Origin of the sequence: Sphingobacterium sp. 18053 (genome assembly GCF_902706145.1) — a bacterium.
GTDB lineage: Bacteria > Bacteroidota > Bacteroidia > Sphingobacteriales > Sphingobacteriaceae > Sphingobacterium > Sphingobacterium paramultivorum.
On record NZ_CACSJW010000006.1, the window covers coordinates 65,333 to 85,489 of the forward strand.

19 protein-coding genes and 2 tRNA genes are annotated in these 20,157 nt (G+C 34.5%); 16 read left to right on the top strand and 5 right to left on the bottom strand.

Going from position 1 to position 20,157, the window contains the following annotated elements; all coding sequences use genetic code 11:
* Window positions 1-312 precede the first annotated feature (312 nt).
* Window positions 313-3,516, bottom strand: a complete 3,204-nt coding sequence (locus GVK91_RS15395) for a S41 family peptidase (protein ID WP_159729926.1) — start codon at window positions 3,514-3,516, stop codon at window positions 313-315.
* Between the two features lie 542 nt (window positions 3,517-4,058).
* Here GVK91_RS15395 and GVK91_RS15400 point away from each other — a divergent pair.
* Entirely contained in the window at window positions 4,059-5,246 is a 1,188-nt protein-coding gene (locus tag GVK91_RS15400; RefSeq protein WP_153847953.1) for an MFS transporter, read from the top strand.
* A gap of 33 nt (window positions 5,247-5,279) precedes the next feature.
* Here GVK91_RS15400 and GVK91_RS15405 read toward each other — a convergent pair whose 3' ends face one another.
* A complete protein-coding gene (locus GVK91_RS15405; protein WP_153847952.1) occupies window positions 5,280-5,954 on the bottom strand; it encodes a phosphatase PAP2 family protein in 675 nt (224 codons plus the stop codon).
* Between the two features lie 576 nt (window positions 5,955-6,530).
* On the opposite strand from GVK91_RS15405, the gene GVK91_RS15410 reads away from it, so the two are divergent.
* The 7 genes from GVK91_RS15410 (at window position 6,531) to GVK91_RS15440 (ending at window position 11,810) form a co-directional block, all read left to right on the top strand.
* Entirely contained in the window at window positions 6,531-6,842 is a 312-nt protein-coding gene (locus GVK91_RS15410; RefSeq protein ID WP_159729928.1) for a hypothetical protein, read from the top strand.
* Window positions 6,842-8,020 carry a hypothetical protein gene (locus tag GVK91_RS15415; RefSeq protein WP_159729930.1) on the top strand — a complete coding sequence of 393 codons (1,179 nt, stop codon included), beginning with the start codon at window positions 6,842-6,844 and terminating at the stop codon, window positions 8,018-8,020. The genes GVK91_RS15410 and GVK91_RS15415 overlap by 1 nt, the downstream gene beginning before the upstream one ends.
* The gene (gene dcd, locus GVK91_RS15420; protein WP_159729932.1) at window positions 8,020-8,637 is read left to right on the top strand and encodes a dCTP deaminase; all 618 of its coding nucleotides are present in this window, start codon (window positions 8,020-8,022) and stop codon (window positions 8,635-8,637) included. The genes GVK91_RS15415 and dcd overlap by 1 nt, the downstream gene beginning before the upstream one ends.
* Window positions 8,638-8,885: 248 nt before the next feature.
* A complete protein-coding gene (locus tag GVK91_RS15425; protein WP_159729934.1) occupies window positions 8,886-10,118 on the top strand; it encodes a site-specific integrase in 1,233 nt (410 codons plus the stop codon).
* A 49-nt stretch (window positions 10,119-10,167) separates the two neighbouring features.
* The gene (locus tag GVK91_RS15430) at window positions 10,168-10,482 is read left to right on the top strand and encodes a helix-turn-helix domain-containing protein (RefSeq protein WP_159729936.1); all 315 of its coding nucleotides are present in this window, start codon (window positions 10,168-10,170) and stop codon (window positions 10,480-10,482) included.
* A gap of 40 nt (window positions 10,483-10,522) precedes the next feature.
* Window positions 10,523-11,416, top strand: a complete 894-nt coding sequence (locus tag GVK91_RS15435; protein WP_159729938.1) for a hypothetical protein — start codon at window positions 10,523-10,525, stop codon at window positions 11,414-11,416.
* 103 nt (window positions 11,417-11,519) lie between these two features.
* Window positions 11,520-11,810: a hypothetical protein gene (locus tag GVK91_RS15440; protein WP_159729940.1), complete on the top strand. Its 291-nt coding sequence runs from the start codon at window positions 11,520-11,522 to the stop codon at window positions 11,808-11,810.
* 179 nt (window positions 11,811-11,989) lie between these two features.
* Here GVK91_RS15440 and GVK91_RS15445 read toward each other — a convergent pair whose 3' ends face one another.
* The gene (locus GVK91_RS15445) at window positions 11,990-12,226 is read right to left on the bottom strand and encodes a helix-turn-helix domain-containing protein (RefSeq protein WP_159729942.1); all 237 of its coding nucleotides are present in this window, start codon (window positions 12,224-12,226) and stop codon (window positions 11,990-11,992) included.
* Window positions 12,227-12,295: 69 nt separating this feature from the next.
* On the opposite strand from GVK91_RS15445, the gene GVK91_RS15450 reads away from it, so the two are divergent.
* The 4 genes from GVK91_RS15450 (at window position 12,296) to GVK91_RS15465 (ending at window position 14,945) form a co-directional block, all read left to right on the top strand.
* Window positions 12,296-12,898, top strand: a complete 603-nt coding sequence (locus GVK91_RS15450; RefSeq protein WP_159729944.1) for a hypothetical protein — start codon at window positions 12,296-12,298, stop codon at window positions 12,896-12,898.
* A 56-nt stretch (window positions 12,899-12,954) separates the two neighbouring features.
* Window positions 12,955-13,950, top strand: coding sequence for an agmatine deiminase family protein (locus GVK91_RS15455; RefSeq protein ID WP_159729946.1), 996 nt, complete (start codon window positions 12,955-12,957; stop codon window positions 13,948-13,950).
* A 475-nt stretch (window positions 13,951-14,425) separates the two neighbouring features.
* Window positions 14,426-14,650, top strand: a complete 225-nt coding sequence (locus GVK91_RS15460) for a hypothetical protein (RefSeq protein WP_159729948.1) — start codon at window positions 14,426-14,428, stop codon at window positions 14,648-14,650.
* Between the two features lies 1 nt (window position 14,651).
* Entirely contained in the window at window positions 14,652-14,945 is a 294-nt protein-coding gene (locus tag GVK91_RS15465; protein WP_159729950.1) for a helix-turn-helix domain-containing protein, read from the top strand.
* A 168-nt stretch (window positions 14,946-15,113) separates the two neighbouring features.
* Here GVK91_RS15465 and GVK91_RS15470 read toward each other — a convergent pair.
* Together GVK91_RS15470 and GVK91_RS15475 are read right to left on the bottom strand one after the other, a co-directional pair.
* Window positions 15,114-15,185: transfer RNA gene (locus GVK91_RS15470), tRNA-Arg, on the bottom strand.
* Window positions 15,186-15,418: 233 nt separating this feature from the next.
* A tRNA-Tyr gene (locus GVK91_RS15475) sits at window positions 15,419-15,502 on the bottom strand.
* Window positions 15,503-15,544: 42 nt separating this feature from the next.
* On the opposite strand from GVK91_RS15475, the gene GVK91_RS15480 reads away from it, so the two are divergent.
* The 4 genes from GVK91_RS15480 to GVK91_RS15495 all read left to right on the top strand — a co-directional run bounded on the left by GVK91_RS15480 (window position 15,545) and on the right by GVK91_RS15495 (window position 20,153).
* Window positions 15,545-16,423, top strand: a complete 879-nt coding sequence (locus GVK91_RS15480) for a peroxiredoxin (protein ID WP_228280103.1) — start codon at window positions 15,545-15,547, stop codon at window positions 16,421-16,423.
* Window positions 16,424-16,507: 84 nt separating this feature from the next.
* Window positions 16,508-16,822, top strand: a complete 315-nt coding sequence (locus GVK91_RS15485) for a co-chaperone YbbN (RefSeq protein WP_159729952.1) — start codon at window positions 16,508-16,510, stop codon at window positions 16,820-16,822.
* Window positions 16,803-17,057: a hypothetical protein gene (locus GVK91_RS15490; protein WP_046673203.1), complete on the top strand. Its 255-nt coding sequence runs from the start codon at window positions 16,803-16,805 to the stop codon at window positions 17,055-17,057. Before GVK91_RS15485 ends, GVK91_RS15490 begins: the two co-directional genes overlap by 20 nt.
* A gap of 642 nt (window positions 17,058-17,699) precedes the next feature.
* Complete coding sequence (locus tag GVK91_RS15495; protein WP_159729954.1) at window positions 17,700-20,153, top strand: PIG-L family deacetylase; 2,454 nt, start codon at window positions 17,700-17,702, stop codon at window positions 20,151-20,153.
* Window positions 20,154-20,157 lie beyond the last annotated feature (4 nt).

Genomic DNA, 20,157 nt, shown 5'->3' on the forward strand with positions numbered 1-20,157 from the left:
TGCTTTATATTTTGAGAAGGGATGCAGAAAAATCGCCAATTTCATAATGAAACAGCGTACAAAACAACTAAACACTGATAAACAGGCACTTAAAAAAATAAAACTGCTTAAAATCGTCTATTAACTTCCACTGAGCAAAGGGTGGGACCAAATGAAGTAAATTAACCGAATGAGGCAAATTATACGCTGAAGGGCGATAAATAGCAAAAATCAGAAGGTCGTATTCATAAAAACATGAGACGTTAAAAAAATAGGCTGTCCAAAAAAATTTGGACAGCCTATTTACAGTAGGTAATTCTAACAGTTACTTCCCTATTTTATATTGTCAAGAATTTCTTTTATCGCTCTTTCCAACTGCGGATCTTTATTTTCCATCCGATCTTGTACTGTATTTTTTACAAGAATATCGGGGGCAACTCCGGTTTGCTCGAGATCCTGACCATCAAGGGTATAACATCCCCAAGACGGAAGTCGATAGTTTGATCCGTCGACTAAGCCTTTAGCAGAAGTAAAAATAATCCAGCGATAGGTTTCATTACCAATGATTTTCCCCAATTTAAGGGCTTTAAAGCCCGCAGCCGTCATTTCAGCATCGCTCAGCGATTGCTCATTAATCAATAAAACAATAGGCTTGGCAGATGGCGCAAAATTACTTTGTGGCGCACGTTTACCGCCTCGGTATTGCCATTGTAAGTAAGGGCGTTGTGACAGGAATCGTAAAACTTCATCGTGCACATTTCCGCCTGTATTATACCGTAAATCTAAAATAATCCCTTGTTTGTTATTCTCCTGTTCAGCCATGTCGATCAAGAACCTTTGTAATTCAGTATCCGACATGTTTTTCATATGTGAATACGCTATCTTATTGCTACTCAACTGATCAACTCGACTTCGGTTATCTCTAATCCATTGGTCGTAGAGTAGGTCTCTAAACACGGCGCTTGATACCGGACGAATGTTTGTTTGAATTTCCTTACCATTACGATTCAAGGTCAATTGGATTTCTTCTTCCAGTGAAGGCAAAGTAAAATAACTATCGCGATCTGCCTGCGTATTCAATTTTGTTCCATTAATCGCCATGAGGATATCACCAGCATGAATATCGGCCTCTTTCTTTGCTGCGGGGCCATTCGGAACGATATAGCTAATCTTATAAGGGTTGCTTGTATCATAGATCACACCGATTTCATTCGTTACAAAACCAAACGGCTTACGTTCTTCCTGTCCCATAGAACTGAACCCCAAATGTGACGAATTGAGTTCGCCCAACATATCATTTAAGAGGATGCGCAAATCTGTCCTATCGTTGATGCCTGGAAGATATTTCTCATATTTCTTTTTAACAGCGGTCCAATCTACACCATGGAAATTGCTATCGTAGAAATTCTCCTCCAGATTGGCCCATGTCTCATAAAACATCTGATTGAACTCTTTCTCAAGATCCCGATTGAATTTAAAACTCATTGTGACCGCATCAAGCTTATTCAAATCAAGATTATATTTCTGAATTGTTCCTCGACTCAACACAAAGTACTTGCCTGCAGACTCTACAAATTGCCCCATGCCTCCATCTGTGACTTTCTCGGTTTTGGCTGGTGTAAATAACTCATATACGGTACGATATGTACTATATTTTCCTTCATGATTGGAAGCATAGAACAAATAGGATTTATCGCCCTTTTGTATCACCAAAGGATCAGATTGTGTTCCAAATGCTGGACTGACTTGCTCAATTCGGTCACGCAATCCTTCTAAATCCAATTGGACCAAAACAGCTTTCTTGGCTTCGGCTGCTGTTGTTGCGGTTGACTTTACCTTGTCGGCATCATTTTTCTTCTTATCCTTAGTAGCATCTTCCTTCTTAGTTGCACCAGTTTTATTTACTGTCGTATCTTTCTTTTCAGCTGTTACAAATAATTCATCAAACTTTGCGCTACGATAAGGTTGGTCAAAGTTGGTCAATGCCATTCGGAAAATGCTTGAGTTTTGCATACCAGTAGGATAAGAAGGCTTAGTCCTATTACTCGCAAAATAAATGTATTTACCATCAGGAGACCAATATGGTGCTGCTTCTGTAACACCTGTATTTGTCAAATTTGTCGTTTGCTCATTTTTCAGGTTATACACAAAAATATCCTGTTCAAAATTGCGTATAGCCGTGAATAAAAGATAATTTCCATCGGGAGAAAATGAGGGCGAAGAATTTTGAAATGCCCAGATTTCATCTCTAACTACTGTTTGGCTCTTCAAACTTGTCAAATCCAATAGACGAACTTCATCACGTCCGCTGAGATATACCGCTTTTGTTTTATCTGCATTGAATGTAATATCCCGATTGTTACGCAGATCTTGTGTCAATTGTTTTACCTCTCCTTTACCGTCTGCTGTGCGTGAAAACCAGTTCTGATACCCTTGATACGTTTGACTATAGAGCAATGTTTTACTGTCTTTAAGCCATTTAACTTCCATGATGCGCTCCCCTTGACTTGGCATCTGACGAACAAACTTTCCTTCGATATCCGAAACGAACAATTCCCCACGGGATACAAATGCCATCTTTTTCCCGTCCGTTGAAACGTCAAAATTACTGATGCTACCTGAAATGTTAAACTCTTTCAGCTTTCCCAGAACCTGATTGCGGTTAAGCGCGATGTTGGGCTGTATGGTTTTCTTTGCATTGACATCGTAAATATAAAGCTGGTAGCCTTTTTCAAATGCGATCTTACTACCATCTGCCGCGACAAACGGACGCTTGATAGACTCTGGGAAAGATGTCAATTGGGTTTTCGCTTTTCCAGCTATTTGATAAAGATTGTATTCACCATTGCTTTCGTCGGACACATAGAATATGTTTCCTTTCTGGTCCACTGTCGGCCAAAAATCCTTACCTATATAATCTGTATACTGTTGAAAAGCTTTTGTTTTGGGATTATAGGACTTTATATCCGGATTGAAAGCTCCCTTATATCGCTTGCGATTGGCCGAGCTATAGCCTTCCCAGCTGTCATTGAATAATAATTCTCCTAAAGGTGTTGGCACCACATTACTGATATAGTTAAAGACATGGGGAAACAACCTAGTTGCCGTTCCACCATCCAAAGCGACTTGATAAGCACTCATTCTATTGTAACGCGATGACGTAAAATAAAGCGTCTTACTATCCCAGCTCCAGCTGTCTACTTCATCCGAAGCATCGTGCGATGTAAGCTGTCGTATATCTCCACCAGCCAAAGGCATCACATAGACGTCCATGTTACCATTTTGATTGGCCGAAAACGCTAGCCATTTTCCATCAGGGGAAATTCGTGGATTGATCTCATTTCCTTCCATTCCTGTCAGCCGAACTGCAACACCACCCTGGCTCCCTACTTTCCAAAGGTCACCTTCGTAACTAAAAACCATTTCCTTACCATCGGGACTCAACGTCGGATGGGACAAAAATGTGGGTTGCTGCGCAATAACACAGGTAGTTCCAGCATAAGCTAGTACTGTGCTTAAGATTAGTTTTTTTATCATTTTATCTAGGAGGCTAATAATTGTTTGCCAATACAAAGGTAGAATAGGTATTGAACAAACCAATATGAAATAATGAAGAATTTTATATTTTTATTTCTTCACTATTTCAGCATTTTATCGTAGACCTTTTCCCCTTATTCATAGGTGTTTATTTTCTAAAGAAGTAGAAGCTCCCACTCGGCCTATTTTTGACTTCCACATCTAATATCTTTTTAAATTGAACCATGCTTGAAAATAGACTGAAACAAATGTGTGTCTTTCCGGTTCTTATACAAGGAATGGTTATGCAAAACATATCATATTGAATAAATATGATTTAGCCAAATTCAAAAAGGACATCGTATTATTTTCTTACTGAAAAGATTGAAACAGAAGATAATTATCGAATTAATCGCGTATAATTATCAACAAGCCGATGAGCAATTTAAATATAGGCATATTTCTGTATTCCTATTGCAACCTAAAAGTTGAAGTATTTTTTGAATCATTATATTTTTTAATGGGATACTTATCCTTAACTTTGCACCCTCAAATCAGAAACTATGGACGCAACGTTAACTCACTCAGAAGAAGATCTTTATAACAAACGAAATCGCATAAGAATCGCGGTATCACTTTTCTTTTTTTGCCAAGGGATCGCGTTTGCATCTTGGGCAAGTCGAATTCCCGTTATTAAAGCTTATCTCCATTTAAGTGAGGGGCAATTGGGTACAATTTTATTAATGCTTCCTGTTGGGCAGCTTGCAACAATGGCTCTCTCAGGAAAGCTGGTCACAAAATATGGCAGTGCAAGTGTTTTGCGTATTGTACCTATCGCTTATACCTTGGTCCTGTGCTCCATCCCCTTTGCACAGAATGCCTGGCAGTTGGGAGGCATATTATTTCTGTTTGGTGTCACCGGCAATATGTGTAATATTTCCGTTAACACGCAAGGCGTTGCAACTGAGCAGATTTTCAAAAAATCAATAATGACTTCTTTTCATGGAGCCTGGAGCATCGCTGGCTTCACAGGTGCACTAGTCGGCTTGTTAACGATGAATTTGGGTCTGAACACCTTTTACCATTTTTTAATCATATTAGTCATTGTCGCAGCGAATACACTAATCAACCAAAAGTATTTGGTTCCGGGCAAATCTCCTCAAAAGGAAAAGCGTAGTTTTTTCTCTAAACCGGAAGGTGGCCTACTTCAACTCGGCATTATCGGCTTTTTCAGCATGGCAACAGAGGGGGCAATGTTTGACTGGAGTGGCGTTTATTTCAAGGAGATCGTTCAAGCTCCCGAAAAATTTGTTGTCGTTGGCTACGCTTCTTTTATGATTATGATGGCCACTGGGCGCTTTGTTGGTGATGCTGTCATTCGCAAATTAGGTAGAAAAAGAACCCTGCAATACAGTGGTCTGCTGATGTTCGTCGGAATGATGACATCGGTTATTTTTCCTGAATTTATCATCTGCACCCTCGCTTTTATGTTAGTAGGTATAGGCGTGGCCTGCAACGTCCCTTCCATTTACAGCATTGCTGGGCAGAACAAAAATGTACCATCTGGAGTAGCCTTAGCCATGGTTTCAAGCATCAGTTACCTGGGTTTTTTAATGGGACCGCCTTTAATTGGATATATTGCTGAAGCTTTTAGCCTACGCTATTCTTACGGTGTTTTTGCCTGTTTCGGCCTATTGATGTTTATGATGGTTGGACGATTATCTTTATTTAAAGAAACACGCCCGGCCTAATCTATCAAAGCACATGTTTACCGAATTTGCACTTTAGATTTTGACCTGAAGAAATCTCAGGCTAAATGACATACGTTTACTTCTTAAAACATAAGGCATTGCCAATAGATAAAAACAAGCCGTACCTGTCCCTAAGATGGAGCCAAACCATACATCTTCCACAAAATGCTGGCCCAAATACACCCGAGAGTAACCCGTTAATACAGCGAGAACAAATAAAATTATCCCAAAAGCCCTATTTTTTGAGATAATGGCTAACGTAGCCGCCATTGCAAAGGCCGAAGTTGTATGTCCAGAAGGAAAGGAGTTAAAGTGCGCTACACGCAACCAAGAAACAACATGGAATGTTGGGTCTCCATGAAATACCGTTGCCGGTCTATCGGCATCGAAAAGGTTTTTCAGTACACAACAGATCAGCCCTGAAAAGATATAAGTCCCGAGGATAGCTCGAGCAAAATTCCACTGCTGTGTACAGGAGTAAGCAATAAATACACCTATAACAAAAAGACCATCTCCAAAATAGGTCTGTATTGTAAAAAGAATATCGGCCCAAAATGCATGACGTGTATTCACAAAATGGAATGAATCTCCCTTCGGAATAAATACAACTATAGCTGTCATTAAGGCCATCCAAATGGCAAAGCAAACAAAAAAAGCAGGATTAGCTGCATATACCTTTCTAAATTGGTACAATAAAAATTTTCCCATTCAATGTATGTTACAGAATTACAGGCCAAAAGTAAAATTGCTGTATGTGTAAATAATGATCCGAAAATAAACATTCTATTAAAAATTTACAATTCTATTACGTATTTATTTTGATAAGAAAAGAAAAACTATTAGGCACTAAACAAAAAAAGCGATGGAAATCCATCGCTTTTCTCAGTAGCCCCGAGCAGAATTCACATGTTAATAATAAAAACAGGATTATTTATTATAAAATTGGAAATGCAAAAACTTTATTAAAGCATAAAATTTTTGAGATTTCCAAATGCATATTAGTTTATTACTTATTGATAAAAGGAGAATTTGTATGAAATTTTGTATGCAAAAATTAGTTAAAATTACGCTAAGCCGATATTCGTTTATTTATGAAATCCAAAACTTTTATTTAACACATAATTTCAATTTTTTTTTATTCTAAAAATTTTATTTATATTTTCGTGAAAATTAGCACAAGAACCAACAAAACAAAAGTTACCAACATCTGTTGATAACTTTTTCTATAAAAGAGAGTATAAAATAATCACTTTTAACAGAAATTTTATTCTTAATCTGAGATATATGTTATTCGCTGTAAACAACCAAAATGAGGATTTAGGATTCATTAAGTATTTCATTGCTAATGCAAAAATGGATTCATCTTATTTAGAGTATGTAAAAAGTATATTAAAAGATTCCAAAGATTTAGCTTCCGGGAATAAACAATTATTCGAAACTGATCCAGAATCTAGAAGGTTAAAAATTCTTATTTCAAGAATAGCGAAACCTTGGCTTCAAGAATTAAATCTTGAAAATGTATCAAATCAGGATCTAGATAAACTAGAACAAATTTTAGCACATAAAGAACAAGAAAAATTTGCATTATCCTTTTAATGGATCTATTAATTAAAGTTTTACAACTTCAATTGGAAGAAGTTGGACAGTTACTATCAAATAGTAGGGAAGACACTTACTCAGACAGCCACAAACAAGATTACCATAAAAATTTAATAAATCTATTCGATCATCTTAAAGAAACAGATTTTAATGGTTTAACAGATCCTAACCAGCTATCAATTTATAAGACCTATTTAGAGTTTATTTTAAGTAGTATCACACTCTTGAAAGATAACACCTTAAATACGATACCTTATGAAATGGTTTTGTGCTTAAAGGACGCTATGGAAGATTGGATTAACCCAGATGACTATATTATTGTGACTGGCCTAAAAAAGGAATTGTATTCATTTAGTTATTCCCTAGAATCTTTTACAGAGCTATTTTATAAAGATCTACAGTTTAAATTTGGGATATCTTTTGAGAAAAAATTAGTTAAAATAAATCTGCCATTTACTTTATCCAAAGATTATTTCTGCACAGTTCCTTTATACCATGAGCTGGGCCATTTTATAGATAATCAGCTGAGTGTGGTGAGAAATACTGTTAGTTTAATTATAAATGATGGTGAATTTGGATTTAATCACTCAGATTTACATTATTACTTCCCCTCAATAATCCCAGATATTTTAAAAGTTGATGTTGATACTCCAACGGAAAATTTGGATAGAATAATGAACTGCTTTATTAACCATTTGGCTGAATATTTTTGCGACATATTTGCTTCTCAATATATTGGAATAAATTCAAATATTTATATAAATTATATTTCTTTCCAGTATGGCAATTCGGAATCATATACACATCCTGATACGAAATTAAGAATGGAAATGGTAGAGACCTTTCTATCTGGCAAAACAAATAGGGTAATAGAACTCTTAATCAATTCAATTAGCCAGCTTTCAGGTCAAATATTAAGAATTAGATATAAAACCATAGAGTCAGACGATTTTTATCATTTAATTCCATTTGAAGCTTCGTGCAAAGATGAACTACATGGTATCTTCGATTATGGGTGGAGAACATGGCTAAATTCCAAAGAAAAATTCATTGCAACAAATGGTGATAGTTTCCAAGACATTACCCAAAGTAATTATTACAACATAATAAATAATCTTGTTGAAAAATCAATTGGAAATTATTTTATAAATAAAAATTGGAAGGAAAATAAATAATGTCAACGATACTCTCCCACAAAGAAATTGATGCCCTTATTAAAAAACAAGATCTTGTAATTAGACCATTACTTGAAGAATCACAAATAGGTGAAGTAAGTATTGACTTCCGACTAGGAACCAATTTTCTTGTTTCATCATTAGGCAGAAATCCATTAATAACAACATCACTTAACGAAGAATTTGGAAAATCTCAAGATTTAAAATCTTTTTTTTCTGAAACGAGAAGACAGTTGGGAGAAACTATTACTTTATATCCTCATCAAACAGTTTTAGCATCTAGTCTTGAATACGTAAAACTACCAAAAGACATCTTATTAAGTCTTAATATGCGCAGCTCATATTCACGATTAGGATTAACATTATCGACCATCGCTCAACCTGGATACTGTGGATGTCTTTCATTAGAACTAACAAACAATAATCTATGCCCTATAAATCTAACGGTTGGATCCAGAATATTTCAAGGTATCTTACATAAGATAAGTGATGAAGTAAACTACTTCAAAGTTAATAGGAAATATTCATGTGCAATACGTCCACAACCTGCCAAGATCTCTTCAGATAACGATTTAATTATTTTAAATAATCTATGGAAGAAAATCAACAATAAGTAAATTTATAAAATTATATATTATAAGTGGCTTTCTATATTATAGAAGGCCATTTTTGTTTTCCAATTCAGTATCCGAAATTTAATTTATAAAATAACTATAGGAATATATATCAACCTGTTATTTAATAACGACTTTCTCAACTTTTTTCATTGATCTTTCATACATCCTTTTTAAAATTGTAAACACTTGATATATAAATAATTATATATTAATTATATAAAAAAACAATTTTAAAAAATAGAAAAAAAATGGCAAAAGCTACAGCAAAATTAGAGCAAAGAAAAGATCCTAAGACAGGTTTGCTCAGAGAAAAAAATGTCCCAATTTTAATTGATTTCACTTTTAATGGGAAACGAATTTGGGTTCAAACAGGGATTTCGATTGAAAGAAAGAATTGGGATAATAAAAATCACCGAATCAAACCCTCTGCAATAAATAGTATTGAACAAAACGCTATTATTCAAAACCATATAGCTGAACTTGAAAAAATTTATTTAGATGCTCAGCTTAACGGGATAAATGTATCGGTCGCCTATATGCGAAATAATCTCAACAAAATAAATACAAGTAATCAAAAGACATTTTGGGAATACTACACGGAGTACATAAATCACGTGAGATTAAAGTGTGCTAATAACACTCTCAAAAAACACAACACATCTCTTGATATTCTAAAAAAATTCTCTACAACAAATAAAATAGCAATTGATTTCGATTTCATTGATACAGAATTCTATCAAAAATATATAGTGTTTCTAATGAACAAAATGAATCATTCAAATGTAACAATTGCCAAATACACTCAAACGTTAAAACAATTTCTCAATTATTGTAGCCAAAGATCGTACAATAAAAATATGATCTATAAAACTTTTTCTTTTTCAGCTAAAGAACCTGAAATAGTTGCTTTAAAGAAAGATGAGATACTAGCCATCAAATGTTTAGATCTGTCTAACAACAAATATCTTGAGCGAGTGAGAGACTGTTTCTTATTTCTATGCTTCACTGCATTGAGATACTCTGATGCGGCTAATCTAAAAAAGAATAACCTTGTTGGTGATACATTAGAATATGTTTCAATTAAAACCAAGACTCCTGTAAGTGTCCCTCTACACCCATCTGCATTAGAAATTATTGAAAAATATCGATATAACGAAAGTGACAAGCTTCTTCCATTTATATCTAATCAAAAAATGAATGGTCATCTTAAAGATTTAGGAAAGCAATCTGGATTAAATAGAGATGTAATTAAAGTCAAATACTATGGCTCTGATCGAAGAGAATTTCCTCGTAAGCTTTACGAGGTCCTTACTACGCATATTGGTCGTAAATCATTTATCTCTTATTTATTTAATCAAGGGATGGACTCGGAGCTGATTCGTTCACTGAGTAATCACAAAAGTATATCCTCGTTTGCTAGATACAACAAAATACAGCCCAGCTTTCAAAGGGCACAACTACTGGAAAAATTAGATATATAAAAAATTTTTAAATATATTATTAATTTATAATTACAAATATTAAATAGAAATGTCAAAAATAAATATAACTAAATGCGACACCCAAGAAGTTACGCTTGAGATATCTGTATCAATTGAAAATTTAGTTGAGGTCTTTTTTCAAAAGTTTAACCAAAAGCTCCAAGAAGCAAAAAGAGAGTTTATTAAATCTGACCAAGAAAAAGATGAGATACTTTGCAGTTTAGCAGTTTGTGATCTGCTAAAGATATCACAAACTACTCTTACAAAACGTATAAAAGATAAAACTATCCCATATTCTAAATGCGGAAGAAAGCTACTCTTTTCCAAAAATGAAGTATTGAATTCAATTAAGAAAGGCACATAATATGATTGATTATATAGTATTAGTCCTGCATAGTTTAACTATGCAAGACTTTAAAAAGTTTTTGGATTTGATAGATGTCGAAATGCCAAAGGAAGCAGAGAAAATGGTTGTATACTTCGAAAACCTTAAGATTGAGTATTATCCAAATAGCAAGCAGTTGAAGATAAAGAACAGCCTTCATCGTTTCTACAACAGGGCGTATGCCGATATTAGAATAGATGGTAACCATAATGATTTCTGTCGGTCAAATTTTGATTCTGTATGTTACCTGTTTTCTGAACTTTACTTTAAGAGAGATATAAAAGATTTTAAGGTATCGACTAAGCTTGAGACAGGCGTAAATATAGATGTTGGAGGATATAAACCAATGGAGATAATGGAACGCTATGAATCGTTTCAGGTACATAATTCGATAAATCTCTTTGAGACAATAGATGCGTGGGGAGGAGTAATAGGCAAGCCGTTAACGAGAAAAGTCTTTATGTCAGATTATCAGCTGAAGTTTTATAGCAAATCAGGAGTGTCCAAATTAGCTGGCATTAATCTGATGAGGATGGAAGTCGTATACGGACAGATTAGAAAGCTCAGGTCTGTTTTAGGCATGGATGCCAAAGAAGAGATTAATCTCGAAAATTTAATGGGTGTATGTAATTGGAAGTTACTGGGTAATTATATGATGGATTGTTATAATAACATCAAAAGAATCCCCATAACAGAACGTAATTTAACGATTGATGAGCTGAATAAGGTATATGCCTATTGCAATAAAAGTCAAAAAAAAGACCTTGCAAAACATTTGTCCCGACATCATTTTTCCAAATATATGGACGATTGTAAAGAGGTGTATAACCTAATCGATAAGTCGGAAGATAACTTCCATAATGTAGTTAGAGATAAAATTTTAAACAAAATAGATTTCTTATTGAAAAACTAAATCAAAAATCTGCACGATTTCATCACTCGTCAGTAATGATGAAACGGGTAATATATCATGAAAGTAAAGCCAAAAAAATTCAAAAGAGCAAATAACAAAAAAAATGAAGACAATAAGATTAATTGATAGTATTCCATTAACAAGCATGCAAAGATTGGATGATTCAATGTATGAAATATTGAAAAGTATTGATATTTATAATTCATCAGAAATATGTGATATACTTGATGGAGATAATGATATTGAAGAAATAGAAAATAAACTGATTGATCAATTCCATCAGGCACTCCGAAAAACTCTGACAGAAAATGGCTATAGTGATTTATTGACAGAAAATAAGATACTGGTACATGATTCCGCTTCCCACTATGTGAGAACGTTTGTTATAAATTAATGTTTATGAATATGTAGGGTTGTTTCGGCGACCCTAGTTTTTATAATTGCAAAAAAGGAGCTATGAGAAATATAGCTTTAATAGGGGCGATATACGGTAGAATTCTTTGCGGATTGGTAAATCTTGCGTTCGTAAAAAATTCTTCGATATACAGCACCTAAAAAAGTGTGGTGCAATTTTTATATAGAGCGATTAAAGTCGATAAGATCTTTGAGATCCACCTTTAGCGCCTTTGAAAGACTAAAGAGTGTGCTGAGTGTAGGATTACCTTCTCCTCTTTCTATTCTGCCTATTTGAGATATAGGAACATTAGCATAATTAGCAAGCTCTTCTTGAGATAATTTCTTACCTGTTCGGAGTTTTCTAAGGTGTTCACCGAAGGCCTTATTAAGTTCTAAATTCTTGATGCCTATCACATAAGCAAATTGGGGTATATTTATATTTTGAATAAACGCATATATGCGTTATTTTTAAATAAAAAACAGATGAAAAGATTTAATATATTTTTTTATTTTCTATTGATAAACATATTTTTTAACACAGTAGTTGCTCAAAACAGAAATCAATTATCCTTCGTTGGTTATCAATTGGCAAAATATGACAGACCTGTATTGGTGAGGCAAAATGAATACAAAGCATATTATAAATTTTATGAGGAACGTAGACAAGGTCGTGTGATTATTGATGAAAAATCTAAGACCTTTTCAATAAAATGGTTAGATGGGGAAGATTGGATTGCAAAATTTTCAAATAAAGCGACGAGGTTTGATAAGGAAGAATTATATGGAACAGTATTAAAAATTACATACTCCGGCAAATGGATAGATGATAATATTGAATGTGCATTAGTTATTACAAAAATTGACGAATCTAATTGTATTATAACCCTTAAAACAGCAAAAGTGATAGATGAAGACTATAGTATAAATACATGGAAAAAGATCTTCACTCTCGCAACAGGAGGAAAATGCTTTCCTGATATAGAAATCGAAACATTATCAACAAAAAAACAAAATGAAATCCAAAATACAAAAGGGAAAGCACTATTCAGAGGTACTAACCAGATCAAGAAAAGTATAAAAGATTAAGGTTTTGATTTCGCAAAAACCTTTTTTACGTTTGCAAATTAGAATAAAACTATAGTATGAATTGCGAATTTAGAAAGGTAGAGAACATTATTTTAGCTTACCCAAGGTCATTTAAAAACAATTTCAATAAGACTACAATCGTAATTGAAGAACTAATTAAAAAGATACCCAAGAACATCAATATCCAATTGATTTCATCTTCTCTACACGATCTTAATATATTGTTAGACAGAATAGGAAATGAGAGAGCTATTGAATCAATTATTATAAAGGACTGGGACGAAATCTGGCTTCGGGACTGTATAGGCTTTATCAACAACAACAAATTGGTAAAGCCTATTTATTTTCCAATGTATTGTGATTATCGATTTAGGTGGAAATACTTTAAGAAAATCAATCAGCTCTCAAAAGAAATCATAAGGTCTTTTATCGGTAAGGAAATGATAGACATTCCATTGATATGGGACGGTGGTAATCTAATAAACAACGATCGATATGGGTTTATGACCTCTAAAATAATAGAGGACAATCCCTCATTTTCCAAATTCTATATAGAACATATGATAGAAGATTATTTAGGAATAAAGTCGATAGTGATACCTCGTCAAAAGGAAGATGCAATAGGTCATATTGATGGGTTTGCTTCATTTGTCAACGACAGAAGATTGGCAGTCAGTCTCTATCCCAATATGCCCTTTTTGAAAGATGACAACATCTATTTGGATGGGATACTAAGTATAGCAAACGATGTTGGTTTAGAAACAATGAGGATACATGACAGGCCTATTGATCAAAGTATTAAATGCCAATGCAGAAAAAAGAAAAGAAGTGGCTGTTATTCGGTATCGAGGGGCATTTACATCAATAATATTATTCTAAATGATACGGTGATATTACCACAATATTCTTTACCAACAAAAAAAGAGACTGATTATTACAATAGAGTAAACGTAGAGTTATACACCAAATTAGGTTTTAAAACAGAAACTGTGAATTGTGATAATTTATCTCAATTTGGAGGATCTCTACACTGCCTAAGTTACGTCTACTAATAACTATAATTTGTTAAATAAAATATTTTTAGTAACTTTGAGTAATATAAAAATAAATTTATGGTTGCTAACGAAGTCGCTAAAAATTGGATTCTATTAAATAATGAGATTACCATATTGGAGAACGCCTATGAAATAGTAGATTTCTCCAATTCTTATAAGCTTCTTTTTGAATTAAAAGATTCAGTCTATTACTCATTTTATGAAGACAAAATACTTCATGATTTTTGTTCCTTTAAAAGCAAGAAAAATATAAAAAAATCTATAGGTAAAAAACTTCGAATCTTATATAGATTAATAGACAGAGTACAAAATTTCAAGATTAATGGCTATTATTTTGATTTCAGATTAACGATACAACTATTTGTTTCAAAAATACTTTTCTTCAACAATGATGATGATGAATATACTAATTTATTTTCTGTAAAAATGCTCTCCAATACAGCTAAATCAGTAATAAATAAATTAGCAAATAATGAAACAAATTATATTAGACACTTTAAATCATCTTCTTTCTAAAAGGAGGGTTCCCAAAGATATCAAAAAGGAATTATTACTATTAAGACAATTAGTTGAATCTTCCAAAGATGAAGATTTAATTGTTACTCCAAAAGGATTAAAAAAAATAGATAAATGGGAAATTGGTAAAAGAATAGCCGATATATCCATTATACTATATAAATTGTTTAAGGATACATAAAATGAATATTGGAAATACTATAAAACAACTTAGACAAGCTGCTAATTATAATCAAATAGAATTATCATCAAAAGCAGGTATTACGCAAACGTCTCTATCGCAAATTGAGTTAGGAAAAAAAAGACCAACACAACAAACATTAAATAAGATTTGTGACGCCCTAAATATAAACGAATCGATTTTATATATAATGTCAACTTCAATTGAAGATATTCCAAAAGAAAATAGAGAAGTATATCAAGACCTGTTTCCAAAAGTGAAAGAAATGTTAGAAGCAATGTTTGTTGTTAAATAGTATTTTGTGAAAAATTCTTGCAATCCTTGTACATTGAAAGGAATCCTAAAAATTTCGAGACTATAAAGCTTCTTGTGGAGGAAATCGATAAATTGTATGGGATCTTGTATGGGAAGAAATGAAAATCGCCGAAGTCTTACAGATTTCGGCGATCTTTTTCGAAGATTGTAGCCCCGAGCAGAATCGAACTGCTATCAAATGTTTAGGAAACATCTATTCTATCCGTTGAACTACGGGGCCTTTTCAGAAGCCAAACTTAGGTTTATTTTATATATAAGTCAATAGCTAGTCTAAAATCCTGTTATATTTTTTTTAAAAAAGAGAGGTAGCCCCTATATAGACTAGTTTTACTAAGCGATTAACATCCACAATAGCCAAAATCAATATTAAATCGGTTTCATCTACTATGAAATAGTCTAGATCAAACGCAAATTTAGAACCTGTAAGATAAACTGGATTTAGAAAATGAAAAATGGTGGAGGGAGAAGGATTCGAACCTTCGAAGCCGAAGCAACGGATTTACAGTCCGTCCCATTTGACCGCTCTGGAACCCCTCCAGCATTGTGTTGTTCTAGAATTGAACGTCGCAAAAGTAGCTTTTGATTTGCAAAACTGCAATTATTTTAGGGCATAAATTTGTAACTACCCCAGTATTAATTCATTTATTTTCAAGAAACATTCAAATGGTCTGTTCTTCGCCAGATCAAGTTATCATTATTATAATAAAAACTTATTGTTATAATCTAGTCATAATAGATTTTGACGATAGTGTATTGGTAAAATCAATTCGCTTTTTGCATCGAGTTGCTGTATCTTTGTATCAACAAAAAAAAGAAAGATATATTATGAGTTTCACAGGTAAAAGTTTTCCAAGCATTACAGTAGATGCAATTGATTATTTAGGCGACAATTTACAAATCAACATTTTTGAAAAAGCAGTTAAAGAAGGTAAAAAAGTGCTTTTGTTTTGGTATCCAAAAGATTTCACATTCGTATGTCCTACTGAATTACACGCTTTCCAAGAAGCAGCTGCTGAGTTTGAAAAACGCAATACAGTCTTAATCGGCGCTTCTTGCGATACAAATGAAGTACACTTTGCATGGTTAAACACAGCAAAAGATAATGGTGGAATTGAAGGTGTTGAATATCCTCTTTTGGCAGACACTAACCGCAACTTATCAAGTATATTGGGAATCTTAGATGTTCAAGAAGTTGAACACCCTGAATACGGAACATTGGCACAAGGTTCTGCAGTTACTTATAGAGCAACTTACTTGATCGATGAAACTGGCCGTGTATTCCATGAATCAGTAAACGACATGCCTTTGGGCCGTAACGTTAAAGAATACTTACGCTTGATCGACGCTTACGCTCACGTACAGAAATTTGGCGAAGTGTGTCCTGCAAACTGGGAAGAAGGTAAAGATGCCATGAACGCAGATAGAAAAGGTGTAGCTGATTATTTAGCTAAACACTAACAATACAAGACCACAGCGTCTTATCAGCAGGAGCTTTTCCCAGCTCCTGTTGATTTCTCCAACAATCACCTTAATAATAAAATCATGTTACAAGAATTAGAAAACGATAATTTACAAGAAATTGTAAACAATAACGATATTGTTATGGTTCAGTACTCCGCCACCTGGTGTGGTAACTGCAAAATCATGAAACCAAAATTCAAAAAATTGGCTGGCGAAAATGATAGTGTACCTTTTGTTATTGCTGATGCAGAAAAGTTCCCTGAATCCCGCAAACTAGCAAATGTCAATAACCTACCCACTTTTGCCGCTTTTAAAAAAGGTAAATTAGTCAATCAGGTACAAACAAATAAGTTAGACGCATTAGTAGAATTATTCAATGAAACTACCAGTAATTAAGCATTTGACAGAGTTCATCGAGCAGAATGATGTAGATTATGTCTTGGAAACAATCGAGACACTGGAAGCATTAACCGAGGCTCCTTTGAAAGATGAAGAACTTGACGTTCTTGGTGAATTGATTTCAAACCTATACGGAGCTGTAGAGGTTGATAAATTGATTAAAGAAGGCAACTCAAAAAAAGACGCGTTAAATATGTTTATGAAGCGTGTTCTAGGTGCGATTGATAAATAGTCTTTGCCCAAAAAAGCATTCTTGTGAAACTTTCTTTAAAGGTTGTTCCTGTCATTTTTGAGCATTTGAAGCATAGAAACTAACATCAATTGAAATTTTTCAAACAAATATGCAATTAGATTTAGACCAATCCAGATTTTTTTGAAGGTAGCAGAGAATCTATCTTATCCTAAATATCGTTGTATTGCAGCATCTTAAATGTATGGCGCCTATATATTATAAGTTTTCCAAAAGCTAAAATGTTGACAAAATTTAGCAATGTGGAAAACTAATTAAAGTAATCTGACAGAACTAAATATTTTCTACATATATTTACTATGTTAAAGGTTGCCACTTGGAGCGAAGCGACAAAATAACTATTCTCTAAAAATTCGTTTCAGGAAAAAATATTTTAATTGTTAAACGGAAATTCCAACTTGATTGGGATTTCCGTTTTTTATTTATGCCTATATTTTACCTTTCAGCGATCGATCCCCTTACTTCGTCGCTAAAACTAAATTTTTCTTATTGACCTAAGTTTATTCAGCATGATATCCATAAGTCAAAGCAATAAACCAACGTCACAAACGGACTACTTAAAGACTTTCAATAAAATTACAATCTCCAACAATCCGTTGTTCACCAAAATCTTTATCTTTAAACATGCGAAGACCTTTTCTCTCTGTTATCATTATTTTGGCTGGTATCTTGTCAACTTCAATCGTTAAAGCACAGAATCCACAGTGGAACGCTGCTGAAATTAAACTTAATCTAGAAAAACTGAACGTACTGGGGTCGGTACTCTATTTTGCAGCACACCCCGATGATGAAAACACCCGGCTAATCGCTTGGCTAGCTCAGGAAGAAAAATATAAAACAGGTTATTTATCCCTAACTCGAGGTGACGGCGGACAAAACCTCATCGGAACAGAACAAGGTATTGAACTTGGATTAATTCGAACGCAGGAATTACTGGCTGCTCGAAAAATCGATAAGGGCGAACAATTTTTTTCCTCAGCATATGATTTTGGATTCTCAAAGACTCCAGAAGAAACTTTCGAATTCTGGGATAAACAGCGTGTTCTTAGCGAAGCCGTATGGATTATCCGCAAATTTAGGCCCGATGTCATCATCACACGTTTTCCTCCCGATCCAAGGGGTGGACATGGTCATCATCAAGCTTCCGCCATTCTAGCACATGAAGCCTTTAAAGCTGCTGCTGATCCGAATCAATTTCCAGAGCAACTTCAATTTGTACGCCCCTGGAAAGCTAAACGCTTGCTTTGGAATACAGCTAATTTCGGAGGTCAAAACAATACACGTGAAGATCAGTTAAAAATAGATATCGGGGATTACAATTCTCTTCTAGGAGCCTCTTATGGGGAAATTGCCGCACACAGCCGTTCATCACACAAAAGCCAAGGCTTTGGTTCGGCAAGCCAACGCGGCTCATCAATCGAATACTTTGAATATGTAGACGGTGTCCCTGCAAAAAATACACTCTTGGATGGTGTTGACACCTCATGGAAAAGAATTCAAAACGGCAGTAAAGTTCAGTCCTTGATTGATCACATCAATCAAACATATCAAATTGATAAGCCCGAATTGATCATTGCTGAATTGATCCAACTGTACAAAGCACTGGATCAAATTGATGATGAATACTGGAAAACTGAAAAGAAAAAAGAGGTTGAAAAACTAATTCTTGCCTGTGGTGGAATTTGGGTCGAAAGTATCGCTAAAAATCCATCTTATGCCTTGAATGATCAGATCAAAGTGGAACATTCCATTATTGTTCGGCGTCCAAATGTAACTGTTGATCTGACCCAAATAAATGGAAACAGCATTCATGAAACACTAAAAATAAACAAGTTACAAAGAGACTCTGTTCTTATACATGCCGACAGGACGACACAACCCTACTGGTTGATTGAACCACATGGAAAAGGTAAATTTAATGTCAGTGATTTTAACCTGACCGGCTATCCAGAAAATCCCTACGCTCCAGAGGTATCATTTCAACTCCGGATCAATGGTGAAAATATCACACTCAGTCAACCCATAAAATATAAATATACCGATCCTGTTCGTGGCGAAATCTACGACCCCATTGTGATCGTCCCAGAGTTGACGGCAAAATGTTCCAGCCCTTTGGCACTTACACAAAATGCCCACACTGTCAAAGTGAATCTGACTTTTCAGAAAAACGGACAAGCAAACACAACCACGTTTAACGTCAGACCTAATGTACCTAAAGGCTGGGAAGTTTCACCGGCATCTTTTGACCTATCTTTTGACAAAGGCGAACGTACAATTTCCAAAGAGATCAGCATAAAACCATCAGATGCTTCAAAATCTTCCATTGATACCCTGGGGTTCCTCTTAGCAAACAAAGAGCACTTAAAAGAGATAAAATCCATCGATTACAATCATATACCTAATATTGTTTATTTTCCAGATGTTGCTATAAAAATGAGCAATGTCAACCTGATCAACGCGGTAAAAAAAGTGGCATACATCCATGGGGCAGGGGATCTAATTCCGGAGTCGCTGGCGGCCATTGGTATTAAAGTTGATGTATTAAGTAACGAACAGGCATTAAAAGCAGATCTCTCTAGCTACGATGCTGTAATCTTGGGTGTACGAATATTCAACGTCAACAAGCAAATTGCGCAGCTCCAAAACAGACTATTTGCGTATGTCAACATGGGCGGAACAGTCCTAGAACAATACAATGTAAACAATGGACTGATCTCAAAAAACTTTGGTCCTTTTCCTTTTAGCATCGGCAGAAGCCGTGTAACAGACGAACTTGCAACAGTACACTTCGATAAAAATGATCCGATTTTCAATTACCCGAACAAAATCAGCGAAGCTGACTTCGAACATTGGGTACAGGAGCGAGGGCTCTACTTTGCGGAAGATATTGATAAAAAGTACCGCACTCCGATCACGATGCAAGATCCCGGCGAACCGTTACATAATGGCTCATTACTCATTGCTCAATATGGAAAAGGTAAATTTGTTTATACATCTTTGTCTTTTTTCAGACAATTGCCTGCCGGAATTCCCGGAGCTTACAGATTATTCGTAAATTTGTTATCAAAATCAAAATAATATA